The organism is Streptomonospora salina, assembly GCF_014204715.1.
Classification (GTDB): Bacteria; Actinomycetota; Actinomycetes; order Streptosporangiales; family Streptosporangiaceae; genus Streptomonospora; species Streptomonospora salina.
This window is the reverse complement of record NZ_JACHLY010000001.1, coordinates 1,682,272-1,698,843: the sequence shown is the minus strand read 5'-3', so window position 1 is coordinate 1,698,843 and position 16,572 is coordinate 1,682,272. Positions and strand designations below refer to the sequence as shown.

Sequence of the window (16,572 nt, the reverse complement as noted above, 5' to 3'; positions counted from 1 at the left end):
ACCACAGCGGCCCTCAGTCGGTGAAGACGTCTTCGGCCGCGGCGGCGGTGAGGGCGCGGTCGAACCAGGTGTCGAGCAGTTCGGCGTCGGTGCAGTCGCGGACGGCGGCGCGCTGCTCGTCGGTGAGGGCGATCCCGCGGGTCTCCAGCAGGGCCACGACGTGCCGGGCCGCGGCCTCGGCGCGGCCCTCGTCACGGCCTTCCTGCGCCCACTTGCTGCGGACGTCGTGCTGCCAGCCGTAGGTCAACGTCTCCATCCTTGCCTCCCAGTGTTCTCGTGCCGCCGTGCTGAGGTTCGACACGATGTAGTCATAGTAGTACTCGACCCGGTCCGGGGAAACGGCATCCAGTGCGGCCTGCGCCGCGTCGAGGACGTCGGTGCTGTCGCCGTGCGCGGCCGCAGACAGCACCGCGACTTCCGGGTGCCGCCGCGCCTTCTCGGGGTCGTCGACCACCGGCATGTTGTCCGGGCCCACGACGATGTGAATAAGGGCGAATTTGTCGGTTTCGATATCGAACAATCCGCGCGCCCACTCGGTGGTGTGCATATCGGGGCAGACCACGAGCAACTGGACCGGGCAGCGCAGCTTCTCCCGCAGGTTCGTCACGTACTGCGGCCACGTGTAGCGCTTTTCCTCGCTGGTGCGGAGCTGGATCTCGGTGACGATGGCCAGCAGCTTCGTGTCGTCCTCCCGGTAGAGGACCGTCACCGCGTCCGCTTTGTGTTCCTTGATAGGGAAACTACTGAGATCGGTGCATCCGATCTCGGAGCGATGGTATTTGGGGAGTTGCGACGCGTCCACCTCGCGCAGGATCTGTGGCGCGGTGTCCGGCCGGTACTGCAGGAACAGAACCGGAAGTTCGTGATTATAGCCAACCATGGCGGGAACAGTAGCGACCTGCCGTATGGGGCGGGTAATCCTGCGGCAGTGCGACGGTTTTCGGTGCCGGATTCTGATCGTCCGGATCCGGATCCGGATCCGCGCATTGCGGGTGAATTCGGGGTGTCCGGATCCGGGAACTGTTGCAGCGCCGCATTCGGAGGGGCGGATTCTCCGTGCTGCCGGCGCGGTCGGCAGGTGCGCGGTGAGGCACCGGCGGGGAGGAGGAGCGCGCCGGTCAGCCGTCGCGGCGCGCGGAGGTCCGGGCGGCGGCGCCCTCGGCGGCGAGCTCGCCGGGAAGCGCGGTCAGCGGGTTGGTGCTGCTGGACACCACTTCGCGGGCCATGTCGGCGACTTTGCGCCCGCGCGAACGCGCGGTCGAGCGCAGCAGCTCGAAGGCCTTGCGCGGAGTCATGCCGTGGCGCTCGGCGAGCACGCCGATGGCCTGTTCGGTGACGACCCGAGTGTTCAGCGCGTGTTCCAGCTGAGCCACGGTCAGCCGCAGGCGCGCGGATTCGTCCTCGTCTCCCGACGCCCGCGGGGGAGCGGACGGAGCGGGTGCGGGGCCGGGCCCGCGGTGCTCGGCGGCCAGCAGATCGGCGAGCACCATGGCGTTGAGCAGGTCGCCCAGCTCCTCGCCGGTGTGCACGCGCCATCCCGCCGGTGTCCGCTCGACCACGCCCGGTGCGCCGGTCTCGGCGGCCGCAGCGGACGCGGTGTCGGGTGTCGCGTCTTTCCCCATATCCTCACTCCCCCGTGACGGGCGGCGGCCGCCGCCCGTCCGGGCGGCGGCCTGGTGCGGCGTGCCGGTCGGTCACGAGACCGACGCCGCGAGCTTCTCCTTGACTTGGTTCAGCGACGGGTTGGTCATCGCCGATCCGTCGGCGAAGACCACGGTCGGAACGGTCTGGTTGCCGCCGTTGACCTGCATGACGTAGTCGGCGGCATCGGGATCCCGCTCGATGTCGACCTCGTCGACCCCGACGCCTTCACGCCCCAGCTGGCTCTTCAACCGCTTGCAGAAGCCGCACCAGGGCGTCGTGTACATGGTGATCGGACCGCCGGTCTGGGTGGTCATCGCACCGTCTCCTAACCGTAGGGGCGGGTCGCGACATTCTGCCGGATCCGCCGGGGCAGCGTGGAACGCGTCATTCCCAACGCCGCGCACGGCCCGGAGCTTCCCCGCCGCAGCTTCGTGCCGGCTGGGACGCGACGGGGCCGCCCCCGGTTCCGGAAGGGCCGCGGCCGGTTGCGGCCGTCCGGACCCGCGGAGCCCGCCGTGGGCGCCGGGTCCGTCCACAACCGGTCCGGCCGGTCTTCCTCCGGACGCGGCGGGCCCCGAGACTTGAGAGACTGAGAGGACGGATGTGACCGGCGCGGCCGCGGTCGGCCGCAGACACCCCGAGCCGTCACGACCCGAACCCCACGGCCCGCCGGCGCCCCCGGCGCCGGGCCGGAGCGGAATGGAGGCGCAAGCATGGACCCCGACCGCGTGCTGGAAGGGCTCGACCCCGAACAGCTCGAGGCGGCGCGCGCCCTGCGCGGACCCGTGTGCATCCTGGCCGGAGCCGGCACCGGTAAGACCCGCGCCATCACCCACCGCATCGCGCATGCGGTCGCCGGCGGCGTCGCCGCCGAACAGCAGATCCTCGCGGTGACCTTCACCACCCGCGCCGCCGGTGAGATGCGCGGCCGGCTGCGCTCGCTGGGAGCGCCGCGCGTGCAGGCGCGCACCTTCCACTCCGCGGCCGTGCGCCAGCTCTCCTACTTCTGGCCGCAGGCGGTCGGCGGCCCGATGCCCACCCTCGTCGAAAGCAAGATCCAGGAGGTCTCGCGCGCCGCGCACGCCTGCGGGCTGCAGCTGGACCGCACGGGTCTGCGGGACCTCGCCGGCGAGATCGAGTGGTCCAAGTCCACCCAGGTGCGCCCGACCGACTACGAGAAGTCCATCGCCAAAATCGGCCGCACCGCGCCCATGCCCGTCCACGACGTGGCCCGCGTCTACGAGGCCTACGAGGAGCAGTGCCGCGACCGCAACCTGCTCGACTTCGAGTCGATGCTGGAGCTGACCGCGGCCATGATCGTGGAGAACCCCCAGATCGCCGAGCGGGTCCGCGCCCAGTACCGCTACTTCGTCGTCGACGAGTTCCAGGACGTCAACCCGCTGCAGAAGCTGCTACTGGACGCCTGGCTGGGCGACCGCGACGACGTCTGCGTGGTAGGCGACCCCAACCAGACCGTCTACTCCTTCGCCGGAGCGACCCCCGGCTACCTCACCGGGTTCTCGGCCGCCTATCCGCACGCCACCGTCGTGCGCCTGGTCCGCGACTACCGCTCCACCCCGCAGGTGGTGGGCGTGGCCAACGGCGTGCTCAAGCACGCCCGCGGCCCGGCGGCCGAGCACCGGCTGGAGCTGGCGGCCCAGCGCCCCGACGGCCCCGACCCCATCTACACCGAGTACGACGACGAGCCCGCCGAGGCGACGTCGGTGGCCCGCAGGATCGGGGCGCTGATCGACTCCGGGGTCCCCGCGCGCGAGATCGCCGTGCTGTTCCGCACCAACGCCCAGTCGGCGGCCTACGAGCAGGCGCTCGCCGACGCCGGGGTGGCCTACACCGTGCGCGGCGCCACCCGCTTCTTCGAGCGCCCCGAGATCCGCCAGGCCGTGCACACCCTCCGCGGCGCCCGCCAGGGAGGCGGCTCGGACCCTCTCGCGCAGACGGTGCGCGACATCCTCGCGCCCCTGGGCCTGACCCCCGAACCGCCCGAGGGCCGGCAGGCCCGCGAGCGCTGGGAGTCGCTGGCGGCGCTGGCGCAACTGGCCGAGGACATCGCCGGGGCGCGGCCCGGCGCCTCCATGGGCGACTTCGTCGAGGAGCTGGAGGCCCGCGTGGCCACCGAGCACGCCCCCGAGTACGAGGGCGTCACACTGGCCTCCCTGCACTCGGCCAAGGGCCTGGAGTGGGACGCGGTGTTCCTCGTAGGGCTGACCGAAGGGCTGATGCCGATCATCTTCGCCGAGTCCGCCGACCAGGTCGAAGAGGAGCGCCGGCTGTTCTACGTCGGCGTCACCCGCGCCCGCGAGCACCTCTCGCTGTCCTGGGCGCTGGCCCGCTCGCCCGGCGGCCGCAAGTCCCGCAAGCCGTCGCGCTTCCTGGACGGCCTGCGGCCGGCATCGCCGTCCCTGGCCAACCGCGAGAACCGCCGCCAGGCCAAGCTCGTGTGCTGCCGGATCTGCGGGAACACCCTCACCGGGGCCGCCGAACGCAAGCTCGCGCGGTGCGCCGACTGCCCGGCCGACTACGACGAGGCGCTGCTGGAGCGGCTCAAGGCGTGGCGGCGCGGCGTGGCCGAGGAGCAGCGGATCCCCGCCTATGTGATCTTCACCGACGCCACTCTGCAGGCCGTCGCCGAGCACGTTCCGGCCGACAAGGCCGCGCTCTCGCGCCTGTCCGGGGTGGGGGCCGTCAAGCTGGAACGCTACGGTGATGCGGTGCTGGCCCTTTGCGCAGGCGACGAACCCGCCGCCGAGTACCGAGAAGGAGTGCCCCATGGGGGACGCACAGAGCAGGCCGACTGACACCTCCGCGCCTCCGGCCCGGAAAGGCCAGTCCGTGGCCGGTCTGCTGGAGATCCTCGACCTGGAGCGCATCGAGGACAACATCTTCCGCGGCCGCAGCCCCGACGGCGGGCCGCAGCGGGTCTTCGGCGGGCAGGTCGCCGGCCAGGCCCTGGTGGCCGCGGGCCGCACGGTGCCCGAGGACCGCCGCGTGCACTCGCTGCACGCCTACTTCATCCGCCCCGGCGACCCCTCGGTGCCGATCGTCTACGACGTCGACCGGGTCCGCGACGGCCGCTCCTTCACCACGCGACGCGTCACCGCGGTCCAGCACGGAAAGGCGATCTTCACGCTGTCGGCGTCGTTCCACAAGGACGAACCGGGCCTGGAGCACCGCGTCGGGATGCCCGAGGCTCCCGGCCCGGAGGAGCTGCCGAGCATGCGCGAGCGGCTCTACAGCGCGTTCGGGCGGGTGCCGCGCTTCGCCAGCTGGCACCCGATCGACCTGCGCCCGGTGGGCCCGCTGTCCTTCGAGGTCGAGCGCGATCCCAGCCTGAGCACCACCGACAACCTGGTGTGGCTGCGCGTCGACGGCAGCTTGCCCGACGACCCGATGCTGCACGTGTGCCTGATGACCTACGCGTCGGACATGACGCTGCTCGACACCGTGCTTCTGCGCCACGGGCGCACGTTCTCCGGTATCTCCATGGCGAGCCTGGACCACGCCATGTGGTTCCATCGGCCCTTCCGCGCCGACGACTGGCTGCTCTACGCTCAGGAGACCCCCGCCGCCGGCGGCGCACGCGGCCTCGCGCGCGGCCAGGTGTTCACCCGCGACGGCGATCTGGTGTGCTCGGTGGTGCAGGAAGGACTGCTGCGCGTCGTCGACTCCGACGGATCCGGAGAGTCCTGACCGTTCGCTTCCGACCCGCCGCGGGTACCGCGGCGGGTCCGCGGCCCGCGGTCCCACCGCGTGCGGGCTGTATCCGGGACGCCGGCTCTCTGACCCGCTCCCCGCTCGATGCGGCCCCGGCCCCCGACCGGGCCGGGCGGTCCGATTCCAACGTCGGCCGTGCGCCGGCGATTCCCCCGGCCCGGTGGCCGAGTCCGGACGAAGCGCCTGGTCAAAAATCGGTTGCCGCTCGTAGCGGCGCCACTCTAGTGTTGACTCCGTCAGCGCCCGCGCAGGCGGCGGACGAGAGTCCGCGGCCCGATCCGAGAGGAGGTGTCCCATCAAATGATCGACAACATCCAGCACGGTTCCGTCGTCGTGTCCGGCGAGTCCGTCGCTGTGTCCCGGGGCACCGCGCGCAGCGGCGCCATGTGTGCTGAGCCGCAGTGGACGTGTGCCCGGGCCATCGCCCACCGCGCCGTCCGGATGCGTCCCGGTACCGAGCACGGGCGCAGCTATGCGCGCGTCGCCCGTACCGCGGATATCAGCCGACTGGAAACCGAGCTCGCAGCAGGAACCCCGCGCCCGAAGGGCGTCGTGGGGGAGTGTCCACGGGGCATACCGGCCTAGACCAACGGCCGGGTGTCTTCCCCGTGGCCGCGGACCCCACATCGGGGCCGCGGCCATTTTGATCTTCAGTGGAGACCGCCTTTCGGGCGGGCCCCGTGCGTGTCTCCGCCGATCGCCGGTCCTGGCCCCGGGGCCGGACGCGCACGTCCGGCCGATGTAGCCGCCAACCGCGTTCGACACCACAGATCAGGGAGGACACCGATGCTTGCGTCGGTCCTGGAGACGTCGAGTTTCGGCGGGATCGAGATCCCGTGCCGGCAGGACCCCGACCTCTTCTTCGCCGAGGCACCGGCGGACGTCGAGGCGGCCAAGGCGATCTGCGCGGACTGCCCGGTCCGTGAGCAGTGCCTGGCCGACGCCCTCGACCGCGGGGAGCCGTGGGGTGTCTGGGGCGGCCAGCTCCTCGTCTCCGGAAAGGTCGTGCCGCAGAAGCGTCCGCGCGGCCGTCCCCGGAAGAACGCCGAGCCCGTGGCGGCCTGACCGGCCGCCGCGGCTTCGCCGCCGCCCGACGGCGGATCTCCGCACCCGCACCACCGGAACGAACTTGCGAGAAGGACTGGATCGCCATGCTGTTCTACGAGCTCGTCAACCTGCGGACGGACGTCGACCGCCGGCGCGACCGGCAGCGCCGCCGCATTTCGGCCCGCCGGCTGCGCGCCGAGCGGCGCGAGCGCGACCGCGCCGAAAGCCTGATCATGGATGTGTCGTGGTCACGCCTGTGTTGACGTCCTCCTGCGGGGCCGGCCGGCCCGCCGCGGCCGGCCCCGCCCGTGTTGCGCCCCGGACACGACACGGCCGTGCGCCACCCGTCACGACCGGCCCGCCCGGGGCGCACCGCGACGTGTGCGCCGACCGCATCCGGCCATCGGATTCCGCGGTCGAGGGCCGCAGGTCACCGCGGGACGTGGTGGTTCCCGCTCCCGCGCCGCAGGACAGGACGGGTGATCGCTTCCGATAAGGACCAAAAAGTCGCGCTGCGGCCCTGTGTCGTCCGGGCGCTCTGAGCTACCGTGAATCTGTGCCTCAGAACACGAAGGTCGAGGTACGCCGGAGTCCCCGCCGGCAGCGCACGGTGTCGGCCTACCGCGACGGGGACAAGACGGTCGTCCTCGTGCCCGCCTCGTTCTCCCGCGCCGAAGAGAAGCGCTGGGTCGAGAGCATGCTGGAGCGGCTAGAGGCACGCGAGGAGCGCCGCCGGCCCGACGACGAGTCGCTGCAGTCCCGCGCGCTCGACCTCGCCGACCGCTACCTCGAAGGCCTCACCCGCCCCGCCAGCGTGCGCTGGGTCGACAACCAGCAGACCCGCTGGGGTTCGTGCACACCCGAGAACGGATCCATCCGCCTGTCGCGCCGGCTGTCCGGCATGCCGCCGTGGGTGGTCGACTACGTCCTGGTGCACGAGCTTGTGCACCTGATCATCCCGCACCACGGCCAGGAGTTCTGGGACCTGGTGCACCGCTACCCCAAAGCCGAGCGCGCCCGCGGCTACCTCGAAGGCGTCAGCGCGGCCCCGCGCCTGGAGGACGGCAGCAGCGCCGAGGTCGCCGAAGAGGACGACGTCGACGACGACGGCGGCGACGTCTCGTCCGGGCTCGACCGCTCCGACCGGGCCTGACCCGCGGGTGTCCTGGTCAGGCGCGGCCGGCCCGGCCGCGGTCCCCCTCGGCGTGCACCGCCTGGGCCGCCGTGCGCACGAGTATCCGGCAGGCCTCGTCGGTGGGTTCGGGAACGCCCTGCACGCCGAACCAGCCCAGATCCGCCGACTCGGCGGCGTCGCGGGACAGCACGGCGCCCTCGTCCTCGGCGACCACCGCGTACTGCACATCCAGGTGCCAGGTGCCGCCGCCGCAGCCGACCCGGTGCCGGTCCAGCCGCACCGGGCCCTCCAACAGCCGCAGGCCGCTCAGCCCCGACTCCTCGGCGGCTTCGCGGAGGGCGGTCTCTCCCAGGGAGCGGTCGCCCTCCTCGCAGTGGCCGCCGGTCTGGAGCCACTTGCCGATCTTGCGGTGCAGGACCAGTACCGCGCGCGTGCCGCCGGGGTCGACGATCGCGGCGCTGGCGGTCAGGTGGCCGGGCAGGCAGGCGCGTGATACCGCGTCGGGATGGCGGTCGAGGTGCTCCAGGTAGGAGCGGCGCAGCTCGTCCTGCGCGGAATCGGGCGCCTCCCAGCCGGCGAGTTCGCGCCGGGCGCTGCCGTGCAGCCCGGTCGCGCTCACGCGGAACCTCCGCCCGAGCCGCCCGAGCCGGGGTTTCCGCCGTCGTCGCCCCCGGCCCGTTCGTCGCCCGAGGACTCCTCCGGGGCGTCGGCGGACTCGCCGGTGAACTGGCTGATGTCGATCCCGTCGGCCTCGGAGCCGCTGCGGCCGTGCACGAACCCCTCGGGGTCGTCCAGGTCGTCGCTCGACGGCATCAGGTCGGGGTGCTCCCACACGGCGTCGCGCCCGGCGACACCGCGGGCCTCCTCCAGCGCGCTCCACAGCGCCGCGGCGTCGCGCAGCCGCCGCGGCCGCAGCTCCAGCCCCACCAGGGTGGCGAAGGTGTGCTCGGCGGGGCCGCCGGTGGCCCGGCGGCGGCGGGTGGCCTCGGCCAGCGCCGCCGACTGCGGCAACCGCTCGGCGACCGCGGCGTCGACCACGACCGACAGCCAGCCCTCGACCAGCGCCAGCGCCGTCTCCAAGCGCGCCAGGGACGCCTTCTGCTGCGGGGTGTCCTGCGGCTGGAACAGGCCTTCGCCCTCACTGCCCGCGAGGATCTCCTGCAGCGCTTCGGGATTGGCGATGTCGACCTGGCCGAGCTTCTCCTCCAGTCCGCTCATGTCGAAGGACATGCCCCGGGCGTACTCTTCGACCAGGCTGAACACGTGCCCGCGCAGCCACGGGACGTGCCCGAACAGCCGGTGCAGCGCGACCTCGCGGGCGGCCAGGTAGAGCCGGATCTCGTCCTCGGGGATGCCCAGACCCTCGCCCCAGGCGGCGACACCGTCGGGCAGCAGCGCCGCGGTTCCCTCGCCCGCCAGCGGCAGGCCGACGTCGGTGGAGCCCACCACCTCGCCGGCGAGCTCGCCGATGGCCTGGCCGGCCTGCTGGCCGACGAGCATGCCGCCCATCTGGCGCACCATGCCCATCAGCGGGCCGGCCATGGACTGCATCTCCTCGGGCAGGTTCTGGCCCATGGACTCCACCAGCCGCCGGGTCAGCGGCTCGCACAGCTTCGACCAGGTCGGCATGGTCTTCTCGATCCACTCCGACCGGCTCCACGCCTGCATGGTGTGCACGCCCGACGGCAGCGCCGTGGCCTCGTTGGTCCACAGGTCGGCCAGGCGCAGGGACTCCTGGATCTTCGCGTAGCCGTGCGCGCCGACACTGGAGTCGCCCTTCTGCGAGACCGCGTGCCGGGCGATGTTCTTGGCCATGTCCCAGTTCACCGAAGTGGACTCGGACTGCTGCTGCTCACCGGGCGGGGACTGGGACGCCATCATGTCGGCGAACTGGCGCAGCATCTGCGCCATCTGTTGCGGATCGCCGAACGGGAAGCCGCCCGGCATGCCCGGCTCGCCGCCGCCGGGGCCGCCACCGCCTGGGCCGCCGCTCCCGGCGCCCGAACCGGAGTCGCCCGATCGGCGCCCGGACTCGTCGTCGGGGTCGTTCGGCATGCTGAAACCAAATGGAAGGTCGCTCACGATTAGACCTCAGGCAGGATTAGGTGTGTCTCCACTGTCACGTTAGCTGGGAGCCGCCCGGAGTGAATACCGAAACCAGCCAGGTTCGCCCACAGCACAGCGCGCACCCCCGCGCGCCGGTGGTAGCTGTCACCGGAGCCGCCGAGGGTATCGGGCGTCTCCTGGTGGAACGCCTGGTCACGGCTGTGGGTTCCGGGGCCGTCTCCGAAATCGTGGCGATCGGGGGCAGCGAGGACGAGGCCGCGAGCGCTCCGGTGGGCGCCACCTGGTGCACCGCCGACGTCCGCGACCCGCAGTTGGCGGCCTGCCTGCCGGGCGTGGACGTGCTCGTGCACGCCGACGACGACCGCACGCTGCAGACCCCGCCCAAGCAGCGGCGCGCCGACAATGTGCGCGCCGCCCAGACCGTGCTGACCTCGGCCGCGGCTCAGCGTGTCCCCCGGGTCGTGCTGCTGACCAGCACCATGGTCCACGGCGCCGACCCCGACAACCCCGTGCCGATGCCCGAGGACTCCGAAGTCCGCACCGAGACGGGGCCCGGACTGGTCGGCGACTGGGTGGAGATCGAGGACCTCGCCTGCCGCGCCCGCCGCTCCCACCCCGGGCTCTCGGTGACGGTGGTGCGGCCCGCGCCGCTGGTGGGCCCGGGCCTGGACACCGCGCTCACCCGGCACTTCGCCGCGCCGCGGCTGCTGACCGTGCGGGGGCGCGAACAGCGCTGGCAGTTCTGCCACGTCGACGACCTCGCCGCCGCCCTGGAACACGTGGCCGTGCAGGGGGGCGAAGGCAAGGGCGGGGCGCTGGCCGTGGGCTGCGACGGCGCGCTGGAGCAGGCCGAGGTCGAGCGGATCGCCGGGATGCGCCGCTTCGACGTGCCCGCCAACCTGGTTTTCGGGGCCACCCAGCGGCTGCACAGCGCGGGCATCACCCCCGCCTCGGCCGCTGAACTGAAGTTCCTCGTCTACCCGTGCGTCGTCGACTGCGCGACTCTGCGCGAGAACGGATGGCGGCCGGCCTACGACAACGCCGGAGCGCTGCAGGCGCTGCTGGATGCGCGCAGCGGCAAATCCGCGCTGGTGGGCCGCAACGTCGGCCGCAAGGAGGTCACCGTCACCGCCGCCAGCGCGGCGGGTGCCGCGGCGGCGGCGATCGGCACCGCGGCCGCCGTGCGCCGCCTGCGCAAGCGGCGCGGCAACTGACCCCGCCGGACCGGCGTGCGTAGGGACGCCGGTCCGGATCGGGCCGGGGGCGGAGGCTGTTGATACCGTCGCACCTGTGGACGCCATCAGCCTGGTAGGACTGCGCGAAACGCCGATCTCGGTCGAGGAGGTCGTCGCCGCCGTCGGCGACCCCCGGGCCGGGGGCACCGCCTTCTTCGTCGGCACGGTCCGCGACCACGACCACGGGCGCGCCGTCGCGCGCCTGGCCTACTCCGCCCACCCGCGTGCCGAGAGCGAGATGCGGCGCGTCATGGAGCGGGTCGTCGCCGACGTCTCCGGCGGCGGCAGCCCCGTCCGGCGGGTCGCCGCCCTGCACCGGGTCGGCGACCTGGAGATCGGCGACACCGCCGTGGTGGCGGCGGCCGCCGCCGGGCACCGCGACGAGGCGTTCGACGCCTGCCGGCGGCTGATCGACGACCTCAAGGCCGAGGTGCCCATCTGGAAGCACCAGGAGTTCACCGACGGCGCCGCGGAGTGGGTCGGCGCCGAGTGAGCGAGCGGGCGGAGCCGCCCGCGGCGGGTCCGGGCCGGGGTCCGCTCTGCGCCGTTTAGGCTGTGCAGCATGTTCCGTCGTGCTATGACCCTGATCGTCGCGGTGCTTCTGCTGGTCGGATTCGGGGCGGGAGCGGTGTTCCTTCCGGTCCCCTATCTGGTGGCCTCGCCCGGAATCGCGCTGAACACCCTGGGCGAAGACGACGGAGAGCGGATCATCCGCATCGACGGCACCGAGAGCTACGAGCACGACGGCGGCGGGCTCTCCATGGTCACGGTGCAGTACTCCGGCGGTCCGGGCGTGCGCATGGACCTGTTCACGGTGCTGGGCGCGTGGCTTTCGCCCACCCAGGCCGTGATCCCCGAGGAAGCGCTGTTCCCGCCCGACCGCAGCGCCGAAGAGGTCACCGAAGCCCAGACCGTGGAGATGAACAGCTCCCAGCGCCGCGCCACCGCTGCGGCGCTGACCCAGATGGACGTCGACTACGACACCAGCGCCTACGTCGCCCGGGTGATGGAGGACCTGCCGGCCGAGGGCGAGCTGCGCGAGGACGACGTGATCACCCGGGTGGACGGCGAGCCCGTCGCCGACAAGGAGGACGCCGTCGAGCTGGTCGCCGACCGCGAGCCGGGCGCCCCCGTCACGCTCACCGTCCAGCGCGACGGCGAGGAGGTCGAGGCCGAGGTCGGCACCGAGGCCGACGACGGCGGCGATCCCGTCATCGGCATCCTCATCGCCGACCGGATGGACTTCCCCTTCGACGTGGACATCAGCGTCGGCGAGATCGGCGGCCCCAGCGCCGGCATGATGTTCGCACTGGGGATCACGGACCGGCTCACCCCCGAAGACCTCACCGGCGGAAACCGCATCGCCGGCACCGGAACCATCACCGCCGAAGGCGAGGTCGGCGGTGTCAGCGGCATCGCGCAGAAGATGGTGAGCGCTCAGCAGCAGGGGGCCGAGTACTTCCTCGTCGCCGGCGAAAGCTGCGCGCAGACGTTCGAATCGGCCGCCACCGGCGAGATCGAGGTGGTCAAAGTGGACACCCTCGACGACGCCGTCGGCGCGCTCGGGTCCATCCGCGCCGGCGAGGACGGCGACCTGCCGCGCTGCCGGCCGGACTGAGCGGCGCCGGTAGCACCTGCGCCCGCCTCTGTGCGCAGCCCGGGCCGGGGCCGCACCGCGCCCCCCGGCCCGGGCTGCCGATCGGCGGATCCCGAAACCGGCGGCAGAACCGCCGCAGGGGCGCAGGAGGCGTCAGCCCTCCTCGCCCTCCTCTTCGAGCGTGATCGCCAGCGCCGAGGTCAGCGCCGGAACCAGATCCGCGCCGCTGAGCACCTCGTCCTCGGAGTCGTGGCTGCGCATCCGCATCGCCGAGTGCCGGGTGCCGTCCCGCAGCACACCGGCCACCATGCGGACCTCCTCGCGCCCTTCCCGGTTCTGCGCCCACGCGCCCGCGTCGGTGCCCTCGGGCAGGTCCAGCGTCTCGTCGGACCCCTTCACCACCAGGCGCTCCATCACCAGAGCGCACCCGGTCACCGCCTCGGGCCAGGCCATTCTGCCCAGTGCCTCCTCCAGTGGCACGCCCTCGGGCAGCGGTTCCTGCTCGACCGGGGTCAGGTCGTCGGCGGGGACGTCGCCGGTCAGCCCCAGCATCTCGGCCAGGGCGGGCTCACGCTCCATCAGGTCGGTGGTGGGCACCAGCGCGTAGATGCGCACCGGCTGGTCCCAGCCCTGGCCGGCGGCGTGGCGCTCGAGTTCCAGGACGGCTTCGCGAATGTTGAATGACACCCCTCCATGGTGGCGGACCGGGAAGACCGGAACACGCGCCCGCGACGGAGTAAAGTCGCCCACGGGTGCCCGATGCCCGACCGAGGCACAGTCGATGTCATGTTGTCATCGCTTGGCGCGGGGTTTCGGGAACCCCCGGAACACCCAATAAGTTGCCTTACCGAAGGGACCTGGGTCCCGGACCGACCGACCCGCAGTGCCAACTACGAGGGGGAGGCGTGAGCTTCCGATCGCCCGGCGCACCGTCCGCGCGTATGCCCCGTCGATCCCGGCTGCTCGCGCCTGTCGCGGTAGCCGTGGTCGTCGTCGTCGCGGGGTTGTTGACCGCCGCGAACTTCTGGACCGACTACCTGTGGTTCGACTCCGTCGGGTACACGTCCGTCTTCCTCACCGAGCTGCGCACCAAGGCGCTCATGTTCGCCGTCGGCGGCCTGATCATGGCCGCGGCCGTCGGCGCCAGCATGTACTTCGCCTACCGCAGCCGTCCGCTCGCGCCGCCGATGAGCCCCGAACAGCAGGGGCTGGCGCGCTACCGGATGTCGATCGAACCCCGCCGCAAGCTCTTCTTCTGGGTCGTCGTCGCAGGTCTGGGCGTGTTGGCCGGAGCCTCGGCCAGCGGTGAGTGGGGCACCTACCTGCAATTCGCCAACGGCGCGTCGTTCGGCGTCGAGGACCCGCAGTTCGGCCGCGACGTCTCCTTCTACACCTTCACCTACCCGTTCCTGCGGGTGGTTCTGGGCTACCTGTTCGCGGCCGTGGTGCTGGCCTTCATCGCCGCGGTGGTCGTGCACTACCTCTACGGCGGAGTCCGGCTGCAGGGCCAGGGCCAGCGCGCCACCCCCGCCGCCCGCGTGCAGCTGTCCGTGCTGCTGGGCGTCTTCGTGCTGCTGCGCGCGGCAGCCTACTGGCTCGACCAGTACGGGCTGGTCTTCTCCAACCGCGGATACACCTTCGGCGCCTCCTACACCGACGTCAACGCGGTCCTGTACGCCGTGATCATCCTGGCGGTGATCTCGGTGGTCTGCGCGCTGCTGTTCTTCGCCAACATCTACGTGCGCAACGTGATGATGCCGGTGGCCAGCCTCGGACTGCTGGTGCTGTCGGCCATCCTGATCGGCGGCGTCTACCCGGCGATCGTGCAGCAGTTCCAGGTCAGCCCGAACGAGCAGCGGGTGGAGAACCCCTTCATCCAGCGCACCATCGAAGCCACGCGCGCCGCCTACGGCATCGACAACGCCGAGGTCACCGACTACGACGCGCAGACCGAACTCTCGGCCGAACAGCTGGCCGACGAGGCCAGCACCATCCCCAGCGTCCGGCTGGTCGACCCCTCGGTGGTCTCCCAGACGTTCCAGCAGATGCAGCAGGTACGCGGCTTCTACCAGTTCCCCGAGGTGCTGGCCGTCGACCGCTACAGCGACGGCGAAGGCAACAACGTCGACACGATCATCGCCGCCCGTGAACTGTCGGGTCCGCCGCAGGACCAGGACAACTGGCTGACCAGGCACACCGTCTACACCCACGGCTTCGGGATCGTCGCCGCGGCCGGAAACCAGGTCGACAACCAGGGCCGGCCGGTGTTCACCGAGTACAACATCCCGCCCGAAGGCGAGCTGTCGGACGTCACGGGCGAGTACGAGCCGCGGATCTACTTCGGCCGCGAGGGCGCCGACTACGTCATCGTCAACGCCGAACCCGAGTACGACTACCCGCTGGGCGGCGGCAGCGACGACGTCACCACCACCGAGGACACCGACGGGGGCGCCGGGGCCAGCCCGTCTCCGGACGACGCCAACGCGCCCGCCGACGCCCAGGCCGACGGCCAGGGCGGTGACCAGCAGGCCCAGAGCGGTGATCAGCAGGACGGAAACGGCGGCGAAGGCCAGGGCGGCGGCGAAGAAAGCGGCCAGCGCACCAACAGCTACGACGGCGACGGCGGCGTCGACCTGGGCAACTTCTTCAAGCGCATCCTCTACGCGCTGCGCTACCAGGAGCCCGACATCCTGCTGAACAACGCGATCTCGGAGGACTCGCGCCTGATCTACGAGCGCGACCCCTCCGACCGCGTCGAGCGGGTGGCGCCGTTCCTCACCGCCGACGGAAAGACGTACCCGACGATCGTCGACGGGCGCGTGAAGTGGGTCGTGGACGCCTACACGACCACGAACATGTACCCCTACGCGGAGCGCATCGACCTCTCCGACGCGACCGAGGACACGTTCACCCAGAGCACCGACACCGTCAACGCGCTGCCGGGCAACCAGGTGAACTACATCCGCAACTCGGTCAAGGCCACGGTCGACGCCTACGACGGCACCGTGACCCTCTACGGGTGGGACGAGCAGGACCCGGTCCTCAAGACCTGGTCGGAGGCGTTCCCGGAGGTGATGACCGAGAAGGGGGAGATCAGCGACGATCTGCAGCAGCACCTGCGCTACCCCGGTGACCTGATGAAGGTCCAGCGGGAGATGCTGCGGCGGTACCACATCACCGACGCCGACGCTTTCTACGGCGGCCAGGACTTCTGGAACGTGCCCGCCGACCCGACCACGGACGGCGACAGCCCGGAGCCGCCCTACCGCCAGACCATCGGTTACCCGGGCGAGGATGACGCCGACTTCTCCATCACGTCGTCGTTCGTGCCGCGCGGCCGCGAGAACCTGGCCGGCTTCCTGGCGGTCAACAGCGACGCCGCCGAGGACGACTACGGCAAGCTGCGCATCCTGAAGCTGCCCCAGGACACGGTGGTCATGGGGCCCGGCCAGGTGCAGGCCCAGTTCTCCGCCGACGACGCGATCCGCGACGAGCTGCTGCCGCTGCAGCAGAGCGAGCAGTCGCGGATCATCAGGGGCAACCTGCTCACTCTGCCGTTCGCCGACGGGCTGCTCTACGTCGAGCCGCTCTACGTCCGCGCCGAAGGCAGCCAGACCTCCTACCCGCTGCTGCAGAAGGTGACGGTCGGCTTCGGCGAGGAGGTCGCGATCGGCAACAACCTCCAGGAGGCGCTGAACAACCTCTTCGAGGGCGGCGAGGGGCCGCTGAACGAGGGCGGCGGCGACGGCGGGAGCGCCGAGGGCGACGCCGGCGGCGACGGCGACTCCGACGGCGGACAGCAGGACGGCGGAGGCGGCGCAAGCGCCAGCGAGGTCGACCAGGCGCTTGAGGACGCCGCCCAGGCGTACGAGGACGGTCGCGAGGCCCTGCAGGACGGCGACTTCACCGCCTACGACGAGGCCAACGAGCGCCTGGAGGACGCCCTGCAGCGCGCCGAGGAGGCCTCGGGCGCGGGAGACGGCGGCGACGGCGGAGACTCGAACTGAGCCCTCTGCGTCGCCGCCGCAGCCGGCGGCCGCGGCGGGAGTCGGCTTCCGCCGCGGCCGTCGGCCGCAGCCGATTTGGTGTTCGCGCAGTGAAGCGCTACTGTTGAA

At 71.9% G+C, this 16,572-nt stretch carries 16 protein-coding genes; 10 read left to right on the top strand and 6 right to left on the bottom strand.

Annotated features, from left to right (window positions below; translation table 11 throughout):
- Positions 1-13 precede the first annotated feature (13 nt).
- From HNR25_RS07555 to HNR25_RS07545, 3 genes are all read right to left on the bottom strand, one after another.
- Positions 14-880 (bottom strand): hypothetical protein, encoded by an 867-nt coding sequence (locus HNR25_RS07555; RefSeq protein ID WP_184633976.1) that lies wholly within the window; start codon positions 878-880, stop codon positions 14-16.
- Positions 881-1,118: 238 nt separating this feature from the next.
- On the bottom strand, positions 1,119-1,622 hold the full coding sequence (locus HNR25_RS07550; protein WP_184633975.1) for an ANTAR domain-containing protein: 504 nt from the start codon (positions 1,620-1,622) through the stop codon (positions 1,119-1,121).
- 72 nt (positions 1,623-1,694) lie between these two features.
- On the bottom strand, positions 1,695-1,958 hold the full coding sequence (locus HNR25_RS07545; protein WP_184633974.1) for a mycoredoxin: 264 nt from the start codon (positions 1,956-1,958) through the stop codon (positions 1,695-1,697).
- Positions 1,959-2,357: 399 nt separating this feature from the next.
- Between HNR25_RS07545 and HNR25_RS07540 the strand changes: the two genes are divergently transcribed.
- The 6 genes from HNR25_RS07540 (at position 2,358) to HNR25_RS07515 (ending at position 7,576) form a co-directional block, all read left to right on the top strand.
- A complete protein-coding gene (locus HNR25_RS07540) occupies positions 2,358-4,460 on the top strand; it encodes an ATP-dependent DNA helicase UvrD2 (protein WP_184633973.1) in 2,103 nt (700 codons plus the stop codon).
- Positions 4,432-5,352 carry an acyl-CoA thioesterase II gene (tesB, locus tag HNR25_RS07535; RefSeq protein ID WP_184633972.1) on the top strand — a complete coding sequence of 307 codons (921 nt, stop codon included), beginning with the start codon at positions 4,432-4,434 and terminating at the stop codon, positions 5,350-5,352. The genes HNR25_RS07540 and tesB overlap by 29 nt, the downstream gene beginning before the upstream one ends.
- 324 nt (positions 5,353-5,676) lie before the next feature.
- Entirely contained in the window at positions 5,677-5,961 is a 285-nt protein-coding gene (locus HNR25_RS07530) for a hypothetical protein (protein WP_184633971.1), read from the top strand.
- A 201-nt stretch (positions 5,962-6,162) separates the two neighbouring features.
- Positions 6,163-6,441 carry a WhiB family transcriptional regulator gene (locus HNR25_RS07525; RefSeq protein ID WP_184633970.1) on the top strand — a complete coding sequence of 93 codons (279 nt, stop codon included), beginning with the start codon at positions 6,163-6,165 and terminating at the stop codon, positions 6,439-6,441.
- 86 nt (positions 6,442-6,527) lie between these two features.
- The gene (locus tag HNR25_RS07520) at positions 6,528-6,686 is read left to right on the top strand and encodes a hypothetical protein (RefSeq protein WP_184633969.1); all 159 of its coding nucleotides are present in this window, start codon (positions 6,528-6,530) and stop codon (positions 6,684-6,686) included.
- A 293-nt stretch (positions 6,687-6,979) separates the two neighbouring features.
- The gene (locus HNR25_RS07515; protein WP_184633968.1) at positions 6,980-7,576 is read left to right on the top strand and encodes a M48 metallopeptidase family protein; all 597 of its coding nucleotides are present in this window, start codon (positions 6,980-6,982) and stop codon (positions 7,574-7,576) included.
- Between the two features lie 16 nt (positions 7,577-7,592).
- On the opposite strand, the gene HNR25_RS07510 is transcribed toward HNR25_RS07515, so the two are convergent.
- Together HNR25_RS07510 and HNR25_RS07505 are read right to left on the bottom strand one after the other, a co-directional pair.
- Positions 7,593-8,177, bottom strand: a complete 585-nt coding sequence (locus HNR25_RS07510; RefSeq protein WP_312862404.1) for an NUDIX hydrolase — start codon at positions 8,175-8,177, stop codon at positions 7,593-7,595.
- The gene (locus HNR25_RS07505) at positions 8,174-9,640 is read right to left on the bottom strand and encodes a zinc-dependent metalloprotease (protein WP_184633967.1); all 1,467 of its coding nucleotides are present in this window, start codon (positions 9,638-9,640) and stop codon (positions 8,174-8,176) included. Before HNR25_RS07505 ends, HNR25_RS07510 begins: the two co-directional genes overlap by 4 nt.
- A 119-nt stretch (positions 9,641-9,759) precedes the next feature.
- Here HNR25_RS07505 and HNR25_RS07500 point away from each other — a divergent pair, with 119 nt between their 5' ends.
- The 3 genes from HNR25_RS07500 to HNR25_RS07490 all read left to right on the top strand — a co-directional run bounded on the left by HNR25_RS07500 (position 9,760) and on the right by HNR25_RS07490 (position 12,478).
- Positions 9,760-10,839, top strand: a complete 1,080-nt coding sequence (locus HNR25_RS07500; RefSeq protein WP_184638952.1) for an NAD-dependent epimerase/dehydratase family protein — start codon at positions 9,760-9,762, stop codon at positions 10,837-10,839.
- A gap of 76 nt (positions 10,840-10,915) precedes the next feature.
- The gene (locus HNR25_RS07495; protein WP_184633966.1) at positions 10,916-11,353 is read left to right on the top strand and encodes a molybdenum cofactor biosynthesis protein MoaE; all 438 of its coding nucleotides are present in this window, start codon (positions 10,916-10,918) and stop codon (positions 11,351-11,353) included.
- 69 nt (positions 11,354-11,422) lie between these two features.
- Complete coding sequence (locus HNR25_RS07490) at positions 11,423-12,478, top strand: YlbL family protein (RefSeq protein WP_184633965.1); 1,056 nt, start codon at positions 11,423-11,425, stop codon at positions 12,476-12,478.
- A gap of 132 nt (positions 12,479-12,610) precedes the next feature.
- Here the strand turns inward: HNR25_RS07490 and HNR25_RS07485 are convergent, their stop codons facing one another.
- The gene (locus HNR25_RS07485) at positions 12,611-13,144 is read right to left on the bottom strand and encodes a PPA1309 family protein (RefSeq protein ID WP_312862403.1); all 534 of its coding nucleotides are present in this window, start codon (positions 13,142-13,144) and stop codon (positions 12,611-12,613) included.
- Between the two features lie 254 nt (positions 13,145-13,398).
- Between HNR25_RS07485 and HNR25_RS07480 the strand changes: the two genes are divergently transcribed.
- Positions 13,399-16,464, top strand: a complete 3,066-nt coding sequence (locus tag HNR25_RS07480; protein ID WP_184633964.1) for a UPF0182 family membrane protein — start codon at positions 13,399-13,401, stop codon at positions 16,462-16,464.
- Positions 16,465-16,572 lie beyond the last annotated feature (108 nt).